12 protein-coding genes are annotated in these 14,927 nt (G+C 62.4%); 9 read left to right on the top strand and 3 right to left on the bottom strand.

Features of this window, described 5'->3' with window-relative positions; translation table 11 throughout:
• Positions 1-7: 7 nt before the first annotated feature.
• Positions 8-1,585, top strand: a complete 1,578-nt coding sequence (locus OO730_RS14795) for a hydantoinase B/oxoprolinase family protein (protein WP_264982249.1) — start codon at positions 8-10, stop codon at positions 1,583-1,585.
• Between the two features lie 145 nt (positions 1,586-1,730).
• Here the strand turns inward: OO730_RS14795 and dnaA are convergent, their stop codons facing one another.
• The 3 genes from dnaA to OO730_RS14780 all read right to left on the bottom strand — a co-directional run bounded on the left by dnaA (position 1,731) and on the right by OO730_RS14780 (position 5,056).
• On the bottom strand, positions 1,731-3,092 hold the full coding sequence (dnaA, locus tag OO730_RS14790) for a chromosomal replication initiator protein DnaA (protein ID WP_264982248.1): 1,362 nt from the start codon (positions 3,090-3,092) through the stop codon (positions 1,731-1,733).
• 609 nt (positions 3,093-3,701) lie between these two features.
• Positions 3,702-4,436 (bottom strand): FAD-dependent thymidylate synthase, encoded by a 735-nt coding sequence (gene thyX, locus OO730_RS14785; protein ID WP_264982247.1) that lies wholly within the window; start codon positions 4,434-4,436, stop codon positions 3,702-3,704.
• A 92-nt stretch (positions 4,437-4,528) separates the two neighbouring features.
• Positions 4,529-5,056 carry a nucleoside/nucleotide kinase family protein gene (locus tag OO730_RS14780; RefSeq protein ID WP_264982246.1) on the bottom strand — a complete coding sequence of 176 codons (528 nt, stop codon included), beginning with the start codon at positions 5,054-5,056 and terminating at the stop codon, positions 4,529-4,531.
• An 86-nt stretch (positions 5,057-5,142) separates the two neighbouring features.
• On the opposite strand from OO730_RS14780, the gene OO730_RS14775 reads away from it, so the two are divergent.
• The 8 genes from OO730_RS14775 to OO730_RS14740 all read left to right on the top strand — a co-directional run bounded on the left by OO730_RS14775 (position 5,143) and on the right by OO730_RS14740 (position 14,847).
• Entirely contained in the window at positions 5,143-6,117 is a 975-nt protein-coding gene (locus tag OO730_RS14775; RefSeq protein WP_264982245.1) for a zinc dependent phospholipase C family protein, read from the top strand.
• Positions 6,118-6,200: 83 nt separating this feature from the next.
• Positions 6,201-7,004 (top strand): hypothetical protein, encoded by an 804-nt coding sequence (locus OO730_RS14770; protein WP_264982244.1) that lies wholly within the window; start codon positions 6,201-6,203, stop codon positions 7,002-7,004.
• A gap of 114 nt (positions 7,005-7,118) precedes the next feature.
• Positions 7,119-8,801: a CgeB family protein gene (locus tag OO730_RS14765; RefSeq protein WP_264982243.1), complete on the top strand. Its 1,683-nt coding sequence runs from the start codon at positions 7,119-7,121 to the stop codon at positions 8,799-8,801.
• A 299-nt stretch (positions 8,802-9,100) separates the two neighbouring features.
• Positions 9,101-9,988, top strand: a complete 888-nt coding sequence (locus OO730_RS14760) for a flagellin N-terminal helical domain-containing protein (RefSeq protein ID WP_264982242.1) — start codon at positions 9,101-9,103, stop codon at positions 9,986-9,988.
• Between the two features lie 163 nt (positions 9,989-10,151).
• Complete coding sequence (fliD, locus tag OO730_RS14755; protein WP_264982240.1) at positions 10,152-11,846, top strand: flagellar filament capping protein FliD; 1,695 nt, start codon at positions 10,152-10,154, stop codon at positions 11,844-11,846.
• A gap of 14 nt (positions 11,847-11,860) precedes the next feature.
• The gene (fliS, locus tag OO730_RS14750; RefSeq protein WP_264982239.1) at positions 11,861-12,487 is read left to right on the top strand and encodes a flagellar export chaperone FliS; all 627 of its coding nucleotides are present in this window, start codon (positions 11,861-11,863) and stop codon (positions 12,485-12,487) included.
• A gap of 90 nt (positions 12,488-12,577) precedes the next feature.
• Positions 12,578-13,648: a glycosyltransferase family 4 protein gene (locus OO730_RS14745; RefSeq protein ID WP_264982238.1), complete on the top strand. Its 1,071-nt coding sequence runs from the start codon at positions 12,578-12,580 to the stop codon at positions 13,646-13,648.
• On the top strand, positions 13,648-14,847 hold the full coding sequence (locus OO730_RS14740) for a glycosyltransferase family protein (protein ID WP_264982237.1): 1,200 nt from the start codon (positions 13,648-13,650) through the stop codon (positions 14,845-14,847). Before OO730_RS14745 ends, OO730_RS14740 begins: the two co-directional genes overlap by 1 nt.
• The last annotated feature ends 80 nt before the right edge of the window (positions 14,848-14,927 follow it).

The following is a 14,927-nucleotide window of genomic DNA, read 5'->3' as shown; positions in this document are numbered from 1 at the left end:
ACACACCATGCAGATCAGTCCCATCCTCCTCGAAGTCTTCAAGAACCGCTTTGCGTCAATTGCCGAGGAGATGGGCGTCACCCTGACCCACACCGCCTTTTCCCCCAACATCAAGGAACGCCGCGACCTGTCCTGCGCCGTGTTCGACGAGCAAGGCGACATGATCGCCCAGGCCGCGCACATCCCGGTGCACCTGGGGTCCATGCCCCTGTCCGTCAAGGCCGCCATGGCGGCCATGGAGGAGGAAGGCGGATTCGCGCCCGGCGACATGGCCATGCTCAACGACCCGTTCAAGGGCGGCACCCACCTGCCGGACATCACCATCGTGGCTCCGGTCTTTGCCGAAGGAAAGGACACGCCGTCTTTCTTCGTGGCCAACCGCGCCCACCATGCGGACGTGGGCGGCATGGCCGCCGGGTCCATGCCCCTGTCCACCTCGCTTTTCCAGGAGGGGCTGATCATTCCACCGGTCAGGATCGTCCGCCGAGGAGAGACCGACCGGGAGCTGATGCGGCTGATCCTGAACAACGTGCGCACCCCGCTTGAGCGCGAGGGCGACTTTGCGGCCCAGTTCATGGCCAATGTGACCGGGGTCCGGCGCATGACCGAGTGCGTGGACAAATACGGACTCGACACCTGCACGGCATACGCGCGGGCCCTCATGGACTACTCCGAACGCGTCACCCGGCAGGCCGTCAAGGACATCCCGGACGGCGAATACGAATATGAGGATTTCCTGGACGACGACGGCATGGGAGCCGAGGCCATCCCGATCCGGCTGAACATGACCGTGGCCGGAGACTCGGCCCGGCTCGATTTTTCCGCCAGCGGCGACCAGGTCCGGGGATCGGTCAACGCGGTGCGGTCCATCACCCTGTCCGCCGTGCTCTACGTGTTCCGCTCCCTGGCCGGGCGCGACATACCGGCCAACGCGGGCTGCCTGCGCCCCATAGAGGTCGTCACCCGGCCCGGCTCCATCCTGGACGCCCGGTTCCCGGCCGCTGTGGCGGGCGGCAACGTGGAGACCTCCCAACGCACCGTGGACGTCATCCTCGGCGCCCTGTCCCTGGCCATGCCCGACGCTGTCCCCGCTTCCAGCCAGGGGACCATGAACAACCTGACCATCGGCGGGCAGGCGGAGGGCAAGCCGTTCGCCTACTACGAGACCCTGGCGGGCGGCATGGGGGCGTCCCCCGAGGCGGACGGCGAATCCGGGGTCCACTCCCACATGACCAACACCCTGAATACGCCCGTGGAGGCCCTGGAATACGCCTACCCCATGCGGGTGCGGGAATATGCCGTCCTGCGCGGCACAGGCGGCAGGGGACGTCACTCAGGCGGTGATGGCATGGTCCGCGACGTGGAACTGCTCACCGATTGCGACGTCACCGTTCTTTCGGAACGGCGCAAGCGTGGCGCGCCCGGAACCGCCGGGGGCGAGCCCGGGCAGCCGGGACGCAACGTCCTCATCACCGGAACCGGCCCGGAACCGCTGCCCGGCAAATTCCACCGCAGCCTGAACAAAGGCGACCGCATCCGCATCGAGACGCCCGGCGGCGGCGGATTCGGCACGCCCGAAGAATAGCCCCGCCCTTAGGCCGGACAATCCGCCCACACTCGTTTCGACATGAAAAAACCGGCCCGAAGGCCGGTCAAAAAAGATCTCCCGGAACCGCGCGGATCATGTGACTGATGCTCTGCGGCTCCGGGAGAACATGTGGGGGGCGCAATTACGGAGTCAGCCGTTCCGCCGTATTCTGTATCTGCCGCCCGAGGGGCGTCTGCATGGAAATTTCCCTTTCCACCTTGGTGATGCCCTTGAGCACCGTGGAATGCCGCCGACCCAGCCGCTCGCCGATGGCCTTGAGCGACAGTTCGGTGTGCATCCGGGCCAGATAGAAGGCGGTGTTGCGGGCCAGGACCACCTGCCGCTTGCGGCTCTTGGACTTGAGCTCGTCATGGGACAGGCTGTAGCTCTTGCAGATGAAATCTATGATGTCCGCAAATCCCGGGGACGCGTTCTGCACGGCGTAGTTTTCCAGCACTTCCCAGGCCAGGTTCATGGTCACCGCACGGTTGAGCAGCCGCGCCTTGAGCACCAGGTTGTTCAGGCAGCTCTCCAACTGGCGGATGTCCATGGTAATCCTCTCGGCCAGAAGTTCCGAGACCTCGATCGGCACGTTCACCTGGAGCCTGCGCGCCTTGTCCATGACGATGCGGCGGCGGGTCTCCATGTCGGGACGGTCGATGTGGGCCATGAAGCCTGAACAGAAACGGGAGACCAGGCGGTCGTCCACGCCGGAAAACTCCTTGGGCATGAACGAGCTGGTCAGGACCACCTTGCATCCCCGGTCGCGCAACGCGCCCATGGTGCAGAGCAGTTCCTCCTGCATCTTTTCCTTGCCCTGGAAGAAGTGCACGTCCTCAAGCAGCAGGACGTCGATGCCCTCGCGGAACTGGGCCTTGAACTGATCCACCTGGCGGGCCTTGATGGCCAGGACCATGCGCGTGGCGAACTCCTCCGACGACAGGCAGGCCACCCTGATATTCTTGCGGTTGGCGGAGTTGCACAGGGCGTTGCCCACGGACTGAAGCAGGTGGGTCTTGCCCAGACCGGCTCCGGAACTCAGGAAAAGATGATCGGAATTGAAAATCGAGTTGCTGATGGATTTGCTGGCGGCGCAGGCCAGCTCGTTGGAAGGACCGACGACGAAGTCGTCGAAGGAGAACCGCCAATGGGGTGCCACGATGGGTTTCGGGGAATGATCCAGGGGCAACCCGAGATGGTGGTTCCGTTTCTCCCTGGCGACAGGTTTATTGCCCGCCGGCTTGGCATCCTTCAGTTCGACCTTCCTGGCCTGCACTTCAATAGTAATGCGCGGCTCGCCGCCGAGAACCTCGGCCGCAGACTCGCGGATGACCTGAAGAAGCCGGTCCCGGACCCAGTTGGCCACGAACTCGTTGGGTGCGGTCAGCGTCAGCCTCCCGCTGTCCACGCGACCGCCGAGGGGCTTGATCCAGACAGTGAAGAGACCGGGGTTGAGGCTCTTTTCCAGTGAGTGCAGAATTTGTTTCCAGACAGTATCGACCATGGAGTGGGAGATAGTTTATCACAGCACAAACAACAATTCGCGTATTCCAAATTCGAGCCCAAAGCAGGGCCCAGGTTATTGACAGCATGCCGCAGAGATAACGTGCTGAAACAAAAGGATTTATAACAAAACCCGCCAACTGGGCACCTTTTCCTCCCCAGCCCATTGAAACAACCGTGTTACAAGGGTTCCCCGGCTCTAGCATTTTTCTAGAAGTGTCAGTTATCAACAGTTGTTGAAAATTTTTTAAACAGTTTAAAATCCAACTTAGTCAACAATAGTCAAAATTACACTAATTTCCTTTTCCATTGACATTTTTTTGTGACAAGTATGATTTTTCCACCAGATGAAAAAAATGGTATTTTGCCACCTAACCACCCTGATTTATTTATTTAATATAACTAATAGCCATTCCCACTCGGTTCAAGGGCTCATTTCGGGGTGCCAACAGAGGGCAAAAACCCCCGGTTCCCAAGGGTTGCAACCGGGTTGTCATTTTGAACACCTTCAACCAGCTGAAAATCAAGAATAAAACAAGAATGACACACAATCGCCAAGAAACGCGCGGTGTCTGAGGGGTAGGAAAATCTCCCAGCCTTTGGAAAAAAATTAAGCCAGATTTTCTCGCACAGGGTACTTGCCACAGGCGAATTTCGGCGATTCCGGGCAATAACCCAGCTGCTCGCACCGTGCTCCGCCATTGGCAAATATAGCAGGAAGCTTATCTTTGCAGATGGCGAGCATCCGGTCGGCCACGGCGCGGACCTCCCACTGGGCGCGGTTGCAGCAGCGCAGGTGGAAGAAGTGGTGCAGGCTGCGGCAGTTCATGGTCATGACGATCTTGGTCTCAGCCGCCTGGGGCAGGACGAAACGGGCGTCCTCGTTGGCCTTGGATTTGCGCCCGTGGGCCACCAGGATGTCGCGCAGGTCGGTGTAGGCGCTCTGCACTTCGGCCATGAAGGATTCGAAACGCTCCCGGGCCTCGGGAATCTTGGCGATGGCCGGGGGCAGGATGTACTCCATGTCGTTCTCGGCCACATACCGCTGGCTCTGCTGCGAATAGGAGGCGATGCGATGGCGCACTATCTGGTGGGAGCAGGCCCGGGAAATGCCCTCGACGGCAAAGGTCATGGACACGTGCTCGATGGGACTGTCGTGGCCGGACTCCATGGTCTTGGACACGAAGTCGGCCTGGACCTGCGGATCGATCTCGCCGGAAAGGAGCTTGGGCCACATGTCGGCCACGAAACCGGCGTGGTAGCACTGGCGGAACGCGGCGTAGATGAGGGACAGGGCATCGGGGGTCATGGCCATGAAGTCGACCCTGAGTTTCTTTTCCGGCATGTATATTACTCCATAGTATAGATGTCGTTGATCGGACTTCTGCTTACCCCAATCCGGCGATGCTGTCACCAACGCGCCCGCAGTCGACCCGCCTAGTAACCGATCTTCTCCAGGGCGTCCCCGAGCATCTCCTCAGGGGGCTGCGCCGCATGAAGGATGAAATGCAGCACGGAATAGAAGACCGGCTCCATGCGCGCCAGCCGGGCGGACATCTCCCGCCACAGCCCCTCCTCGTCCTCGACCGAATCCCGCCCGGCCACGCGGCCAGACAGCAGCCGGGTGTCGGCCATGAGATAGAAGACCTTGCCCGCGCCGTGAATCAGGGGCTGCACATCCGCGTGCTCCACCAGCGAATCGTCCAGGACCACGACCCTGCCGCCCGGCTCGAGGGCCTCCACGGCCCGGTCCGTGGTCTCGGGCGTGATCACCTCGAGCCCGGTGCGTTCGCCGAGCAGCCGGGCCAGCTCCGCCTTGCCCGCACCGCGCAGGCCGACGAGGACGACATTGCCGGTATCCTGCCAGGCATCGGCGTAGTCCTCGCGCTTCTCGCCCTTGCCGAACTCCCTGCGCGAATCGGCTTCACCGACCTCGTACCGCTGGTTGATGAGGTATTTCACCATGTTCAATCCTTTTCTCGTGAAGTTTGCTTTGCCTCGCGGCCGATATCACGTACCATACCGAAAAACGAACACCGAACGGACGCACCATGCCCAAGGATCTCATTCATTTCAAGGTCGCCATGCAGACGGCGGACAGGCTGGCGGACACGCGCTTCGGTCCGTCCATTTCCCGGAACACGCCGGGCCTCCTGCTGGGCGCGGTCTTTCACGACGTCCTGTTCTACGGCGTGACCGAGGCGGGTCGCCCCCTGGCCGCCCTGGCCGACTGGCTGCACGGGGCAGACGGCCAGGACACATACGGGCTGGTCCGCATCCAGGCCGGGCATGCGGCTGTCTGCGACGACCGGGACCTGGCCTCCGCCCTGCTGGTGGGCATGGTCTCCCACCTGTTTGCCGACGCGGCCATGCACCCCCTGGTCTGGCACCTGTCCGGCCACTATTACGCGGACAAACCCGAGGAAAAGACCCTGGCCCGCCAGCACCACCGCGCCCTGGAATCTTTGATGGACATGCTCTTCTGTCCGGAGATGCTCGGTCGCCCGCTCTTCCTGATCCGCCACCTGCTCCGATCCGCGGGGCCCGGCCTCCTCGACGCCCTGCCCATGGGCAAACTGGCGGACCTGGCAGGCATCTCTGCGGGCAAGGCCCGGAAAGGCCTGCGCTCCGCCTTCCGCATCCACGCAGGATTTCAGGCGGCCTACCCGGTCAAGGCCCTGGCCCGGCTGCTCTTCGCGTTAATGCCCGTGCTCCCCGACTCGGCCAGGGAGATCGCCGCCCTTTTTTACGCCCCTCAGCTCATGATCCAGGCAGACCGGCTCCGGGACGAGGTGAGTTTCCGCCACCCGGTGACGGGCAAAGCCGCATCCGGGGCCATCCCCGACATGATGAACCAGGCTGCCGACAAGGCCGCCGATCTGTGCAGGAGGCTGGAACGAACGGTATATGAAGGGGAAAAGCCCGACCTGCCGGAAAGCGGACCGTCCATGGACGCAGGCCTGTCCGGGACGTCAGCCGACGCCATGCGGTACTTCGCCGACCCGTCTTTTCCCAAACTTCCCTGAATTTTCACCCAACCGCATTGCCCTGACCGACCGGATACGATAATAAAACCAGGAACAAATCGCGTTTATCAAAGGAGACTCACATGAAAAAAATCATCCTCATCGGCTCCGGCGTGGTCATTGCCGCCGTCATTGCCCTTGTCGTCCTAGTGGTCCTCAACCTCGGCGGCCTGATCAAGACCGCAGTCGAAAAATACGGCCCGCCCATCACCAAGACCGAGGTGCGCCTCGGCTCGGCCGACATCTCGGTCCTGTCCGGCTCCGGCTCCCTGGACGACTTCTTCCTTGGCAACCCCAAGGGCTTTTCCATGCCCAGCGCCGTGGAATGCGACACCATCCGCGTCTCCGTGGTGACCGACTCCCTGACCACGGACACCATCGTCATCGATGAAATCTACGTCGACGGCCCGGTGATCAGCTACGAGAAGAAGGGCTCCACCGACAACTTCAAGACCATCGTCAACAACATCAAGCAGACCGTTGCCGGAGAGAAAAAGGCCGACAAGCCCGCCGGTGGGGACACGGCCACGGAGACCGGCTCGGAAAAGAAGATCGTGATCAACAACTTCATCGTCAAGAACGGCAAGATCAACGTGGGCGGCTCCCTGCTCAAGGTCTTCGGCGACAAGGGCGTGGGCATCGACATGCCCGATATCCACCTGAAGGACATCGGCAAGGACAAGGAAACCTCCCCGGCCGAGGCGTTCTCCCAGATTCTGGCCGAGATGACCGGCGGCGTTTCCGGCTCCGTCACCCAGTTCGGCAAGGAGCTGCAGCAGCAGCTCGGCAAGGCCGTGGAAGGCGCAAGCAAGGCCGTGGAAGACGTGACCAAGGGCGGCGCGGAATCCGTCGGCGGCGCCATCAAGGGCTTGTTCGGCTCCGAGTAGTCTCCCATATAATATGTAGTGAACAGGGCCGCGCCGATTTTCCGGCGCGGCCCTTTCTCCATTCCGGAACAACATCTTGCCTGGCCCGCCCCGGATGCAGTACACAGGACAAACATGACCTCCGGCGACTACACAGCAGAACCCGTTATCCGGGACGATTCCCTGGCCGACGTACGCATCCGCGTCAACGGCAAGACCTGGCACCTCTGGGGCCGGGCCGGGCTGGATAGAGAAGCGGCCCTGGCGGCCGAGGTGCCGCCCGATACCCTGCCCGTGCTCATCGGCTCGGGACTGGGCCACTGCCTGGAAAAACTGCTGCAACGCGGTCTGCCCGTGGCCGTGGTGGACAGGGAAACCCCGCTGCTCGCCCTGACCGGAGCCAAAGAATCCGCCCAAGGGCGGCCAACCGTCCTGTGGGTGGACGACCCGGACCCGAAGGCAGCCTTCGACCGCATCGCGCAATGGGCGCAAACTCAGGGAAACCAGATCCTGCATCCGGTGGTCATGCCGCTCTACCCCCGCCTGGACAGGCAGTACTACGGAGCCCTGAACGAGACCGTGAAGGCGGCCGGGCGCACGGACTTCTGGTCCCTGGCCCGGTACCCGAAATTCCGCTCCGAGAACCCGAAAATCCTGTTCTTCGATTCCAGCTACTTCCTGTGCGATGAAATCCACGCCGGTCTTGACCGGCTCGGCGCAGCCCACCGGACCATACACCTGGACGACCTGGAGACCGGCAGCAACGAATTCATCGAGACCCTGCTCAAGGCGGTCATCGACTTCCGGCCCGACTTCGCGCTCACGGTCAACCACTTCGGTCTGGACCGCGAGGGCAAGCTGGCCGGGCTGCTGGACGACCTGGGACTGCCCCTGGCCTCCTGGTTCGTGGACAACCCCCATCTCATCCTTTTCGACTACGCCCACCCCGGCACCGGCAACACCGTGCTCTTCACCTTTGACGCGGACAACCTGGACCAGCTGCGGGAAAAGGGTTTTGCCAACGTCCACCACCTCCCCCTGGCCACGGACCCGGAACGGTTCCGGACCGGATCGGCAGCCGCGGGGAATCCGGAGTGGGCGTGCGACGTCTCGTTCGTGGGCAATTCCATGACGGCCCCGGTGGCCCGCAGCCTGGCCGGAGCAGGACTGCCGTCCCGGCTGTTGGAGGAATACGAGGACGTGGCCCGCGCGTTCGGCGAGTCCGGAGAGAACCGCGTGGACCGATTCCTCGCCCGCCACAGGCCGGACTGGCAAAAAGCCGTGGCCGGACTGGACGAGAGAGAGAACCGGCTGGCCTGCGAATCCCTGCTCACCTGGGAAGCCACCCGCCAGTACCGGCTGGCCTGCGTGCGGCAGACCCTGCCCTTCGCGCCGCTCATCGTGGGCGACCCCGGATGGGGGGAACTCCTGCCCAGCGACGCAGGCTGGCGGCATCTTCCGCCGCTGGACTATTATGCGGACCTGCCCCGCTTCTATCCGCTCACCAAGGTCAACTTCAACTGCACCAGCCGCCAGATGCCCGGCGCTGTCAACCAGCGCGTCTTCGACGTGCCCGCCTGCGGCGGCTTCCTGATCACGGATTACCGGGAGCAGATGGAAAGCCTCTTCGACCCCGGCACCGAGGCGATCACCTACCGGGAGCCGGGAGAAATTCCCGATCTCATCGATCATTTTCTGGGAGATTCGAACCAAAGGGATTCCGTCAGCCGCAGGGCCCGCGAGCGCATCCTGGCCGAACACACCTACGCGCACCGCCTGACGCGGCTCCTGGACATCATGCGTCGGACCTTCGGCTAGATTCAGCCCCAACTACCTGTTTTCATTCCACTTCCATCGCGAAGCAACGACCACTGCTCCTGCTGCGGCCCGGTTCTCGCCGCCCCCTTTGCCCTGGTGCGTGAAAATCAATTTTTCTCGGCATTCTCCATAATCTTCGCGCCAATGTTCAGAGCCTAAAAAAATCGTTCACCCAACCTAAAGTTTTTCCACCCAAGGACGATGAGTAGTGCAACAAAAGTAGGTTTACCCGGCAAAAACCGTATCACGCCGGGATGCGACCTAGGCATGGAAGCCAAAACAATTTCAAGGAGGAAATTATGTCTCTGGTTATCAACCACAACTTGATGGCGATGAGTGCAGCCCGGTACCTGGGTGAATCCTACGGCGCTCTGGAAACGTCCACCAAGCGTCTGTCTTCGGGTCTGCGCATCACCACGGCAGCCGACGACGCCGCCGGTCTGGCCGTCCGCGAATTGATGCGCGCCGACATCAGCTCCCTGCAACAGGGCATTCGTAATGCCAACGACGCCATCTCCCTCATCCAGACGGCTGACGGCGCCCTCGGCGTTATCGATGAAAAGCTGATCCGTATGAAGGAACTGGCCATGCAGGCCGCCACGGGTACCTACAACTCCGACCAGCGCCTGATCATCGACTCCGAGTTCCAGGCCATGGCTTCGGAAATCACCCGTATCGCCAACTCCACCGACTTCAACGGCATTTACCTGCTCAACGGCAGCCTGTCCGGAACCCACTCCGGCACCGCTCTCAAGTCCACCGGCGAACTGAAGGTCCACTTCGGTACCGGTAACGACTGCGCGGAAGACTACTATTACATCGAGATCGGCAACGCCACAGCGTCCGCTCTGGGCGTCGGCCTCGCCGCCGCCGGAACCGGCGCAGGTCGTTCCATCTCCACCCAGGCTCTCGCCCAGCAGACCCTGGACGTCCTGAACAACGCGATCATTTCCAAGGATAAGATCCGCGCCAACCTGGGTTCCCTCCAGAACCGCCTGGAAAACACCGTCACCGTCCTGGAAATCCAGGCCGAGAACGTCCAGGCCGCCGAATCCCGCATCTCCGACGTCGACGTGGCAACGGAAATGACCGAATTCGTGCGCAACCAGATCCTGACCCAGTCCGCAGTGTCCATGCTGGCACAGGCGAACTCCCTGCCGAGGATGGCTCTGTCCCTCATCGGTTAGTCCAGGATCAGATCGCTTCACGGCGAACTTCCGGGCCGGGCTCCGCCAAACGGGGTCCGGCCCTTTTTTCAAGGCCCTGACAGGGCCCGGACGTGGCATCGGGATTGCAAGTACTATGGCGACCTAATGGAACGGGAAAAATATTCCGATCAAGGAAATAGCCATGGCAGACAGCACATACACATCAGGACTCATCAACTTCGCAGGCCTGGGCAACGGAACCGATTTCAGCACGCTGATCGACGGACTCATCAGCATCGAGCAGAATCGCGTCACCCGCCTGGAGAACTGGCGCCTGTCGTGGGAAACGAAAAACGAATACTTCCAGGATCTCAACACCAAGATGCTGGAATTGAAGTCCACCCTTGAAGGGCTGGACTCCATGAACGAGTTCATGACCAAGGCAGTGGCCAGCAGCAACACCAACCTGCTCATCGCCACCGCCAATTCCGACGCCCAGCAGGCGTCCCACTCCATTGAAATCGGACAGCTCGCCACCAACGACGTCCTCGTCACCGCCTCCGGGGCAAACGCGATGGACGCGTCCATCACCAGCGCCGACACCTCGTTCACCTTCACCTACGGCGGCGAGTCCATCACCATCGACAACATCGCCGCCGGGACCACGCTGGAAGGGTTCATCAACATCATCAACAACCACTCCGACTCCCGCGGGAAGATCGTGGCCTCCACCATCTTCGACGGGTCCGTCTACCACCTCCAGCTCACGGGCGCGGACCAGGGCAGCGACAACCAGATCGTCATTTCCAACGCCGGGTCCCTCATCTTCGGGGCGGGCGACTTCACCGAGACCCAGGACGCGCAGAACGCGCAGATTCGGGTCAACGGCTTCCCGGCCTCCAATGCGGGCTGGATCGAACGCCCCAGCAACGTCATGGACGACGTCATCTCCGGCCTGACGCTCAACCTCAAGGACGCCGAACCCGGCACCACCGTCAGCCTGACGGTAACCACCGACACGGATGCCATCGCCGAAAACGTGACCAAGTTCGTGAGCGCCGTGAACGTCATCAGGGCGCAGATCCAGGCCATCACCAAAGTCGACGAGGACGGAGAAGGGTCCGTCCTGACAGGCAACTACGGAATCGACATCGTCTCGCAGAACCTCAAGAACATCACCGCCGAGATGGGCGCGGGATTCATTCCCTGGGATGAAGACACCCTGACCGGAGACAAGTATTCCGCCCTGTCCCAGTTGGGCATCATGACCGACGCCGAGGAGGCCTCCACCACCTACGGCATGCTGACCATCGACTACGACAAGCTCTACGAAGCCCTGGAAGCAGACCCGAACGCCGTGGCCGAACTCTTCTCCACCGAAATCTCGGCGGAAAGCCAGTCCCCCAACTTCACCGCCCTCTCGCTCATCGACGGCACGACCAAATCCGGCGTCTACGACGTGGAAATCGTCAGCGACGGCACGCAGATCACCAGCGCCACCATCAACGGCGAACCGGCCACCATCTCGGGCTGGGAAATCACCGGCACAACCGGGGACGCCACAGGTATGGCCATCAGGCTGGACAATACCGGCGCCGGGACCTATTCCGGCGAGGTTGCGGTCAAGCTCGGCAAGACCGGCGAGATGATCGACGAACTCACGGCGTTGACCAAGCCCTTCAACGAATTTACCTTTGAGGGCGGCCCCCTGGCGGTCCTCCAGAACAACTACAAAGACATCATGGATTCCATCGACAGCAAGATCGCCTTCGAGGAATCCCGGATCGAAAAGATGGAAAAGAACCTTCGCCTGAAATTCGCCAGGCTGGACGCCTTGCTCGGCCAGTACGACCTCAGGCAGGGACAACTCTCGGCTGCACTTGCTCAGCTTGAATAGAAGGAGACGGTTTAATGGCTAACCCCGCACGGGCGTACCTTGCTACCCAGGTCGAGACCACCACCCAGGGCGAATTGCTGATCATGCTCTATGAGGCGGCGATCAAGTTCCTCAAACGGGCGAGGATTGAGATCAAGAACAAGGATTTCGCCAAGAAGGGCATTTACATTTCCAAGGCGATGGCCATCATCCACGAGCTGTCGGAAAGCCTGAACAAGGAAAAAGGCGGCGACATCACTCCGAGGCTCGCCTCCCTGTACCAGTTCTGCACCAGCCAGCTGGTCAAGGCCAACATCCGCATGGACACGAAGATGATCGACGAAGTCATCCGCATCCTCGACGGGCTGCGCTCGGCCTACGCCCAGATCGTGCCCGAGCAGGACGGCAAGGTCGCGCCCGGAACCGCCGCCGCCAATCAGGCCGCGCCCCAACCGCCCGTGCCCCCGCAGCAACTCGCACCGCCTCCGGCGCCGCCCGCACCCCAGGCGTACCCGACTCAGCAGCAGCAGGGGAAGGCCGCCGCGCCCGAGCAGGCGGCTGCACCGAAACCGGCCCGGCCCGACGCGCAACCCCAAATGCGCTCGGCGGCCAAGGCGGCGAAATTCCGCGCCGCCAACGCTTACAACAATGCCAACCGATGACGAACGAACCGGCCCCAAGGGGCCGGTTTTCTTTGTCCTCCGCTCTCCCCCCTTGTTTACAAGCTCCCAAGCTTATGTCACCTTTCGGCCATGTCTGATTTCCCTGTCCGCGTCCTGCATGCGGCCAACCACCTCGGCCTCGGCGGCACCGAAAAAGTGATGCAGCTTTTCGTTGCCAACCTGGACCGAAGCCGCTTCATTCCGGCGGTATACAGCCGCAGCGACGGACCCCGCGCCAAACAGATCAGGGAACTGGGCGTCGACACCTTCATCGGCTCCGACCTTTTGGACGTTCTCCTGAAGTTCAAGCCCCACATCGTGCACGTCCACCGGGCGGGCTGGCCCGAGCCGGAGCTGCTCACGCCCATGAAACGCGCCCGCACGCCCGTGGTGGTGGAGACCAACGTTTTCGGCCGCTTCGACCCCAGCCCGTCAGCCTCGATCATTGACGCCACGCTGTTCGTGTCCCGGTTCTGCCTGGACCGGTTTGCGGCCGGCCACCATGCCCCGGCCCGGACGCCTCGCTACCGCTTCCTGTACAATCCGGTGGACACGGACCTGTTCGAAAGCCAGGCGCGCACGGACCGGGATTTCTCCATCCCGGCGGCGGGCCGCATCTCCCGCGCCGATCCCGGCAAGTGGTCGGGGCTGGCCCTGGAGTTCCTGCCCCATGTGGTCCGCGATATCCCGGACTTCCGCTATCACATCATCGGGTGCATTCCCAAGGCCCGCAAGTACCTTGAAGACAACGGATTCACCGACAACGTGGTGCTCTACGACCCCGTGGAAACCGACGCTGAAATCTGCGCCTTCATGGACCGGGTATCGGTCCTGGCCCACGCCAACGACACGGGGGAGTCCTTCGGCCTGGTCATTGCCGAGGCCATGGCCTGCGGGCTGCCGGTCGTCACCCACCCCAGCGACGGGCTCAAGGACAACGCCCAGCTGGAACTGGTGGAGGACGGCGTCACCGGTTTGGTGGCCGCCAACGCCGAAGAATACGCCAACGCACTGAAATTTCTATTCTCCCACCCGGAGGAAGCACGCCGCATGGGCGCGGCGGGCCGGGAAAAGGCGCGCCGCCTGTACCGGATGCAGACCGTCACCCGCCAGCTCGAAACCGTGTACCTCGAACTGCTTGAATCCAAAGGAATCGCCTGATGAATACCCGACTGATCACCAACTACACCAAAGCCGTCCTCGACTTCGCCTTTGCGGACGACGCCGGGACGGCTCCCGCGCAGCCTTCCGGCGACATCCCCGCCTTTGTCGAGCGCACCCGCGTTATCGCGGAAAAGAGCCGGGCCGAGGCCGTGGTCCTGTTCGGGCTGGAAGGCGGTGAACATGCCCTGGCCCTGCGCGAAGCCCTGCCCGAATGCACCCCGCTCGTGGTATGCGAGACCGACACGGCCGTTGCCCGCGCCTTCCTGGCCGACCACCCGGGCTGGGGGGACGAAGACGGCGGGGCGTGCGTCATCGGCGACTTGTCCCTCTGGGCGCAGCTCTACCTCCTGGCCCTGGCCGGAATCACGCCGGACAGCGCCACCCTGGCCCTGAACCCGTCCGCACCCGAGGACAAGCGCAAGCAGTATCAATCCCTGCAGCGGCTGTTCATGAACGCCGCGCCGCACCAGGCCATCAACAGCTCGTACCTGAGCCATGTGGGCGTCCAGGCCCCGGACCTGTCCGTGGGGGCCATTCTCAGCCCGGACGAGCCGGACCTCGACCTCTTCTTCAGCCAGTTCCCGGACTGGATACGCGAGGTGGTGGTCATCTGGGACGCGGACGCCGTGCCGGAGCTGGACATCGCCTGCGCCGCGCCGGTCCGCCATTTCGCCCAGCCGCTCACCGACTTCGCCACCCAGCGCAACCGCATGCTCGACGAATGCGCAGGCCAATGGGTGCTGTATCTCGACGGCGATGAAATGTTCAGCGAGGACGTCTGGGGACTGTTCACGGCCTGCATGCTCGTGAAGCGGCTGGAGGCGTGCTGGTTCCCGCGCATGACCCTCTACCCGGACGAAAACCGCGTCAAAGCGGGCTACGGCTTGTGGCCCGACCTCCAGCTCCGGCTGTTCCGCAACCGCGAATCAGTGCGCTTCACCCGGCCCGTGCACGAACGGCTGACCGGCGTCGAAGGGCGCACGGCCCTGGCCCTGGACGCGCCCATCCTGCACTACAGCCGGTTGCGCAAGACCCCGGAGGAACTGGCCGCCAAGCTGAAACGGTTCGACGAGGCCGGCGGCCTGAGCCACGTGCTCAACGAGGACTACCCCACAGTGGGCCGCTCCCTGCTGCCCGAGGCGTCCTTCATCATGGGAGCGCTGCAAATGCTGCTGCTGGAGGAGAACCCGGCTTGACCTCCGTTGCAGACCACTTGATTCTGCCGTACAAAATGGATACGACCACTCAACGTCGTACATAAATGTCTTTCAAGGAA

The organism is Pseudodesulfovibrio portus, assembly GCF_026000375.1.
GTDB lineage: Bacteria > Desulfobacterota > Desulfovibrionia > Desulfovibrionales > Desulfovibrionaceae > Pseudodesulfovibrio > Pseudodesulfovibrio portus.
This window is presented reverse-complemented; position numbering and strand designations above follow the sequence as displayed.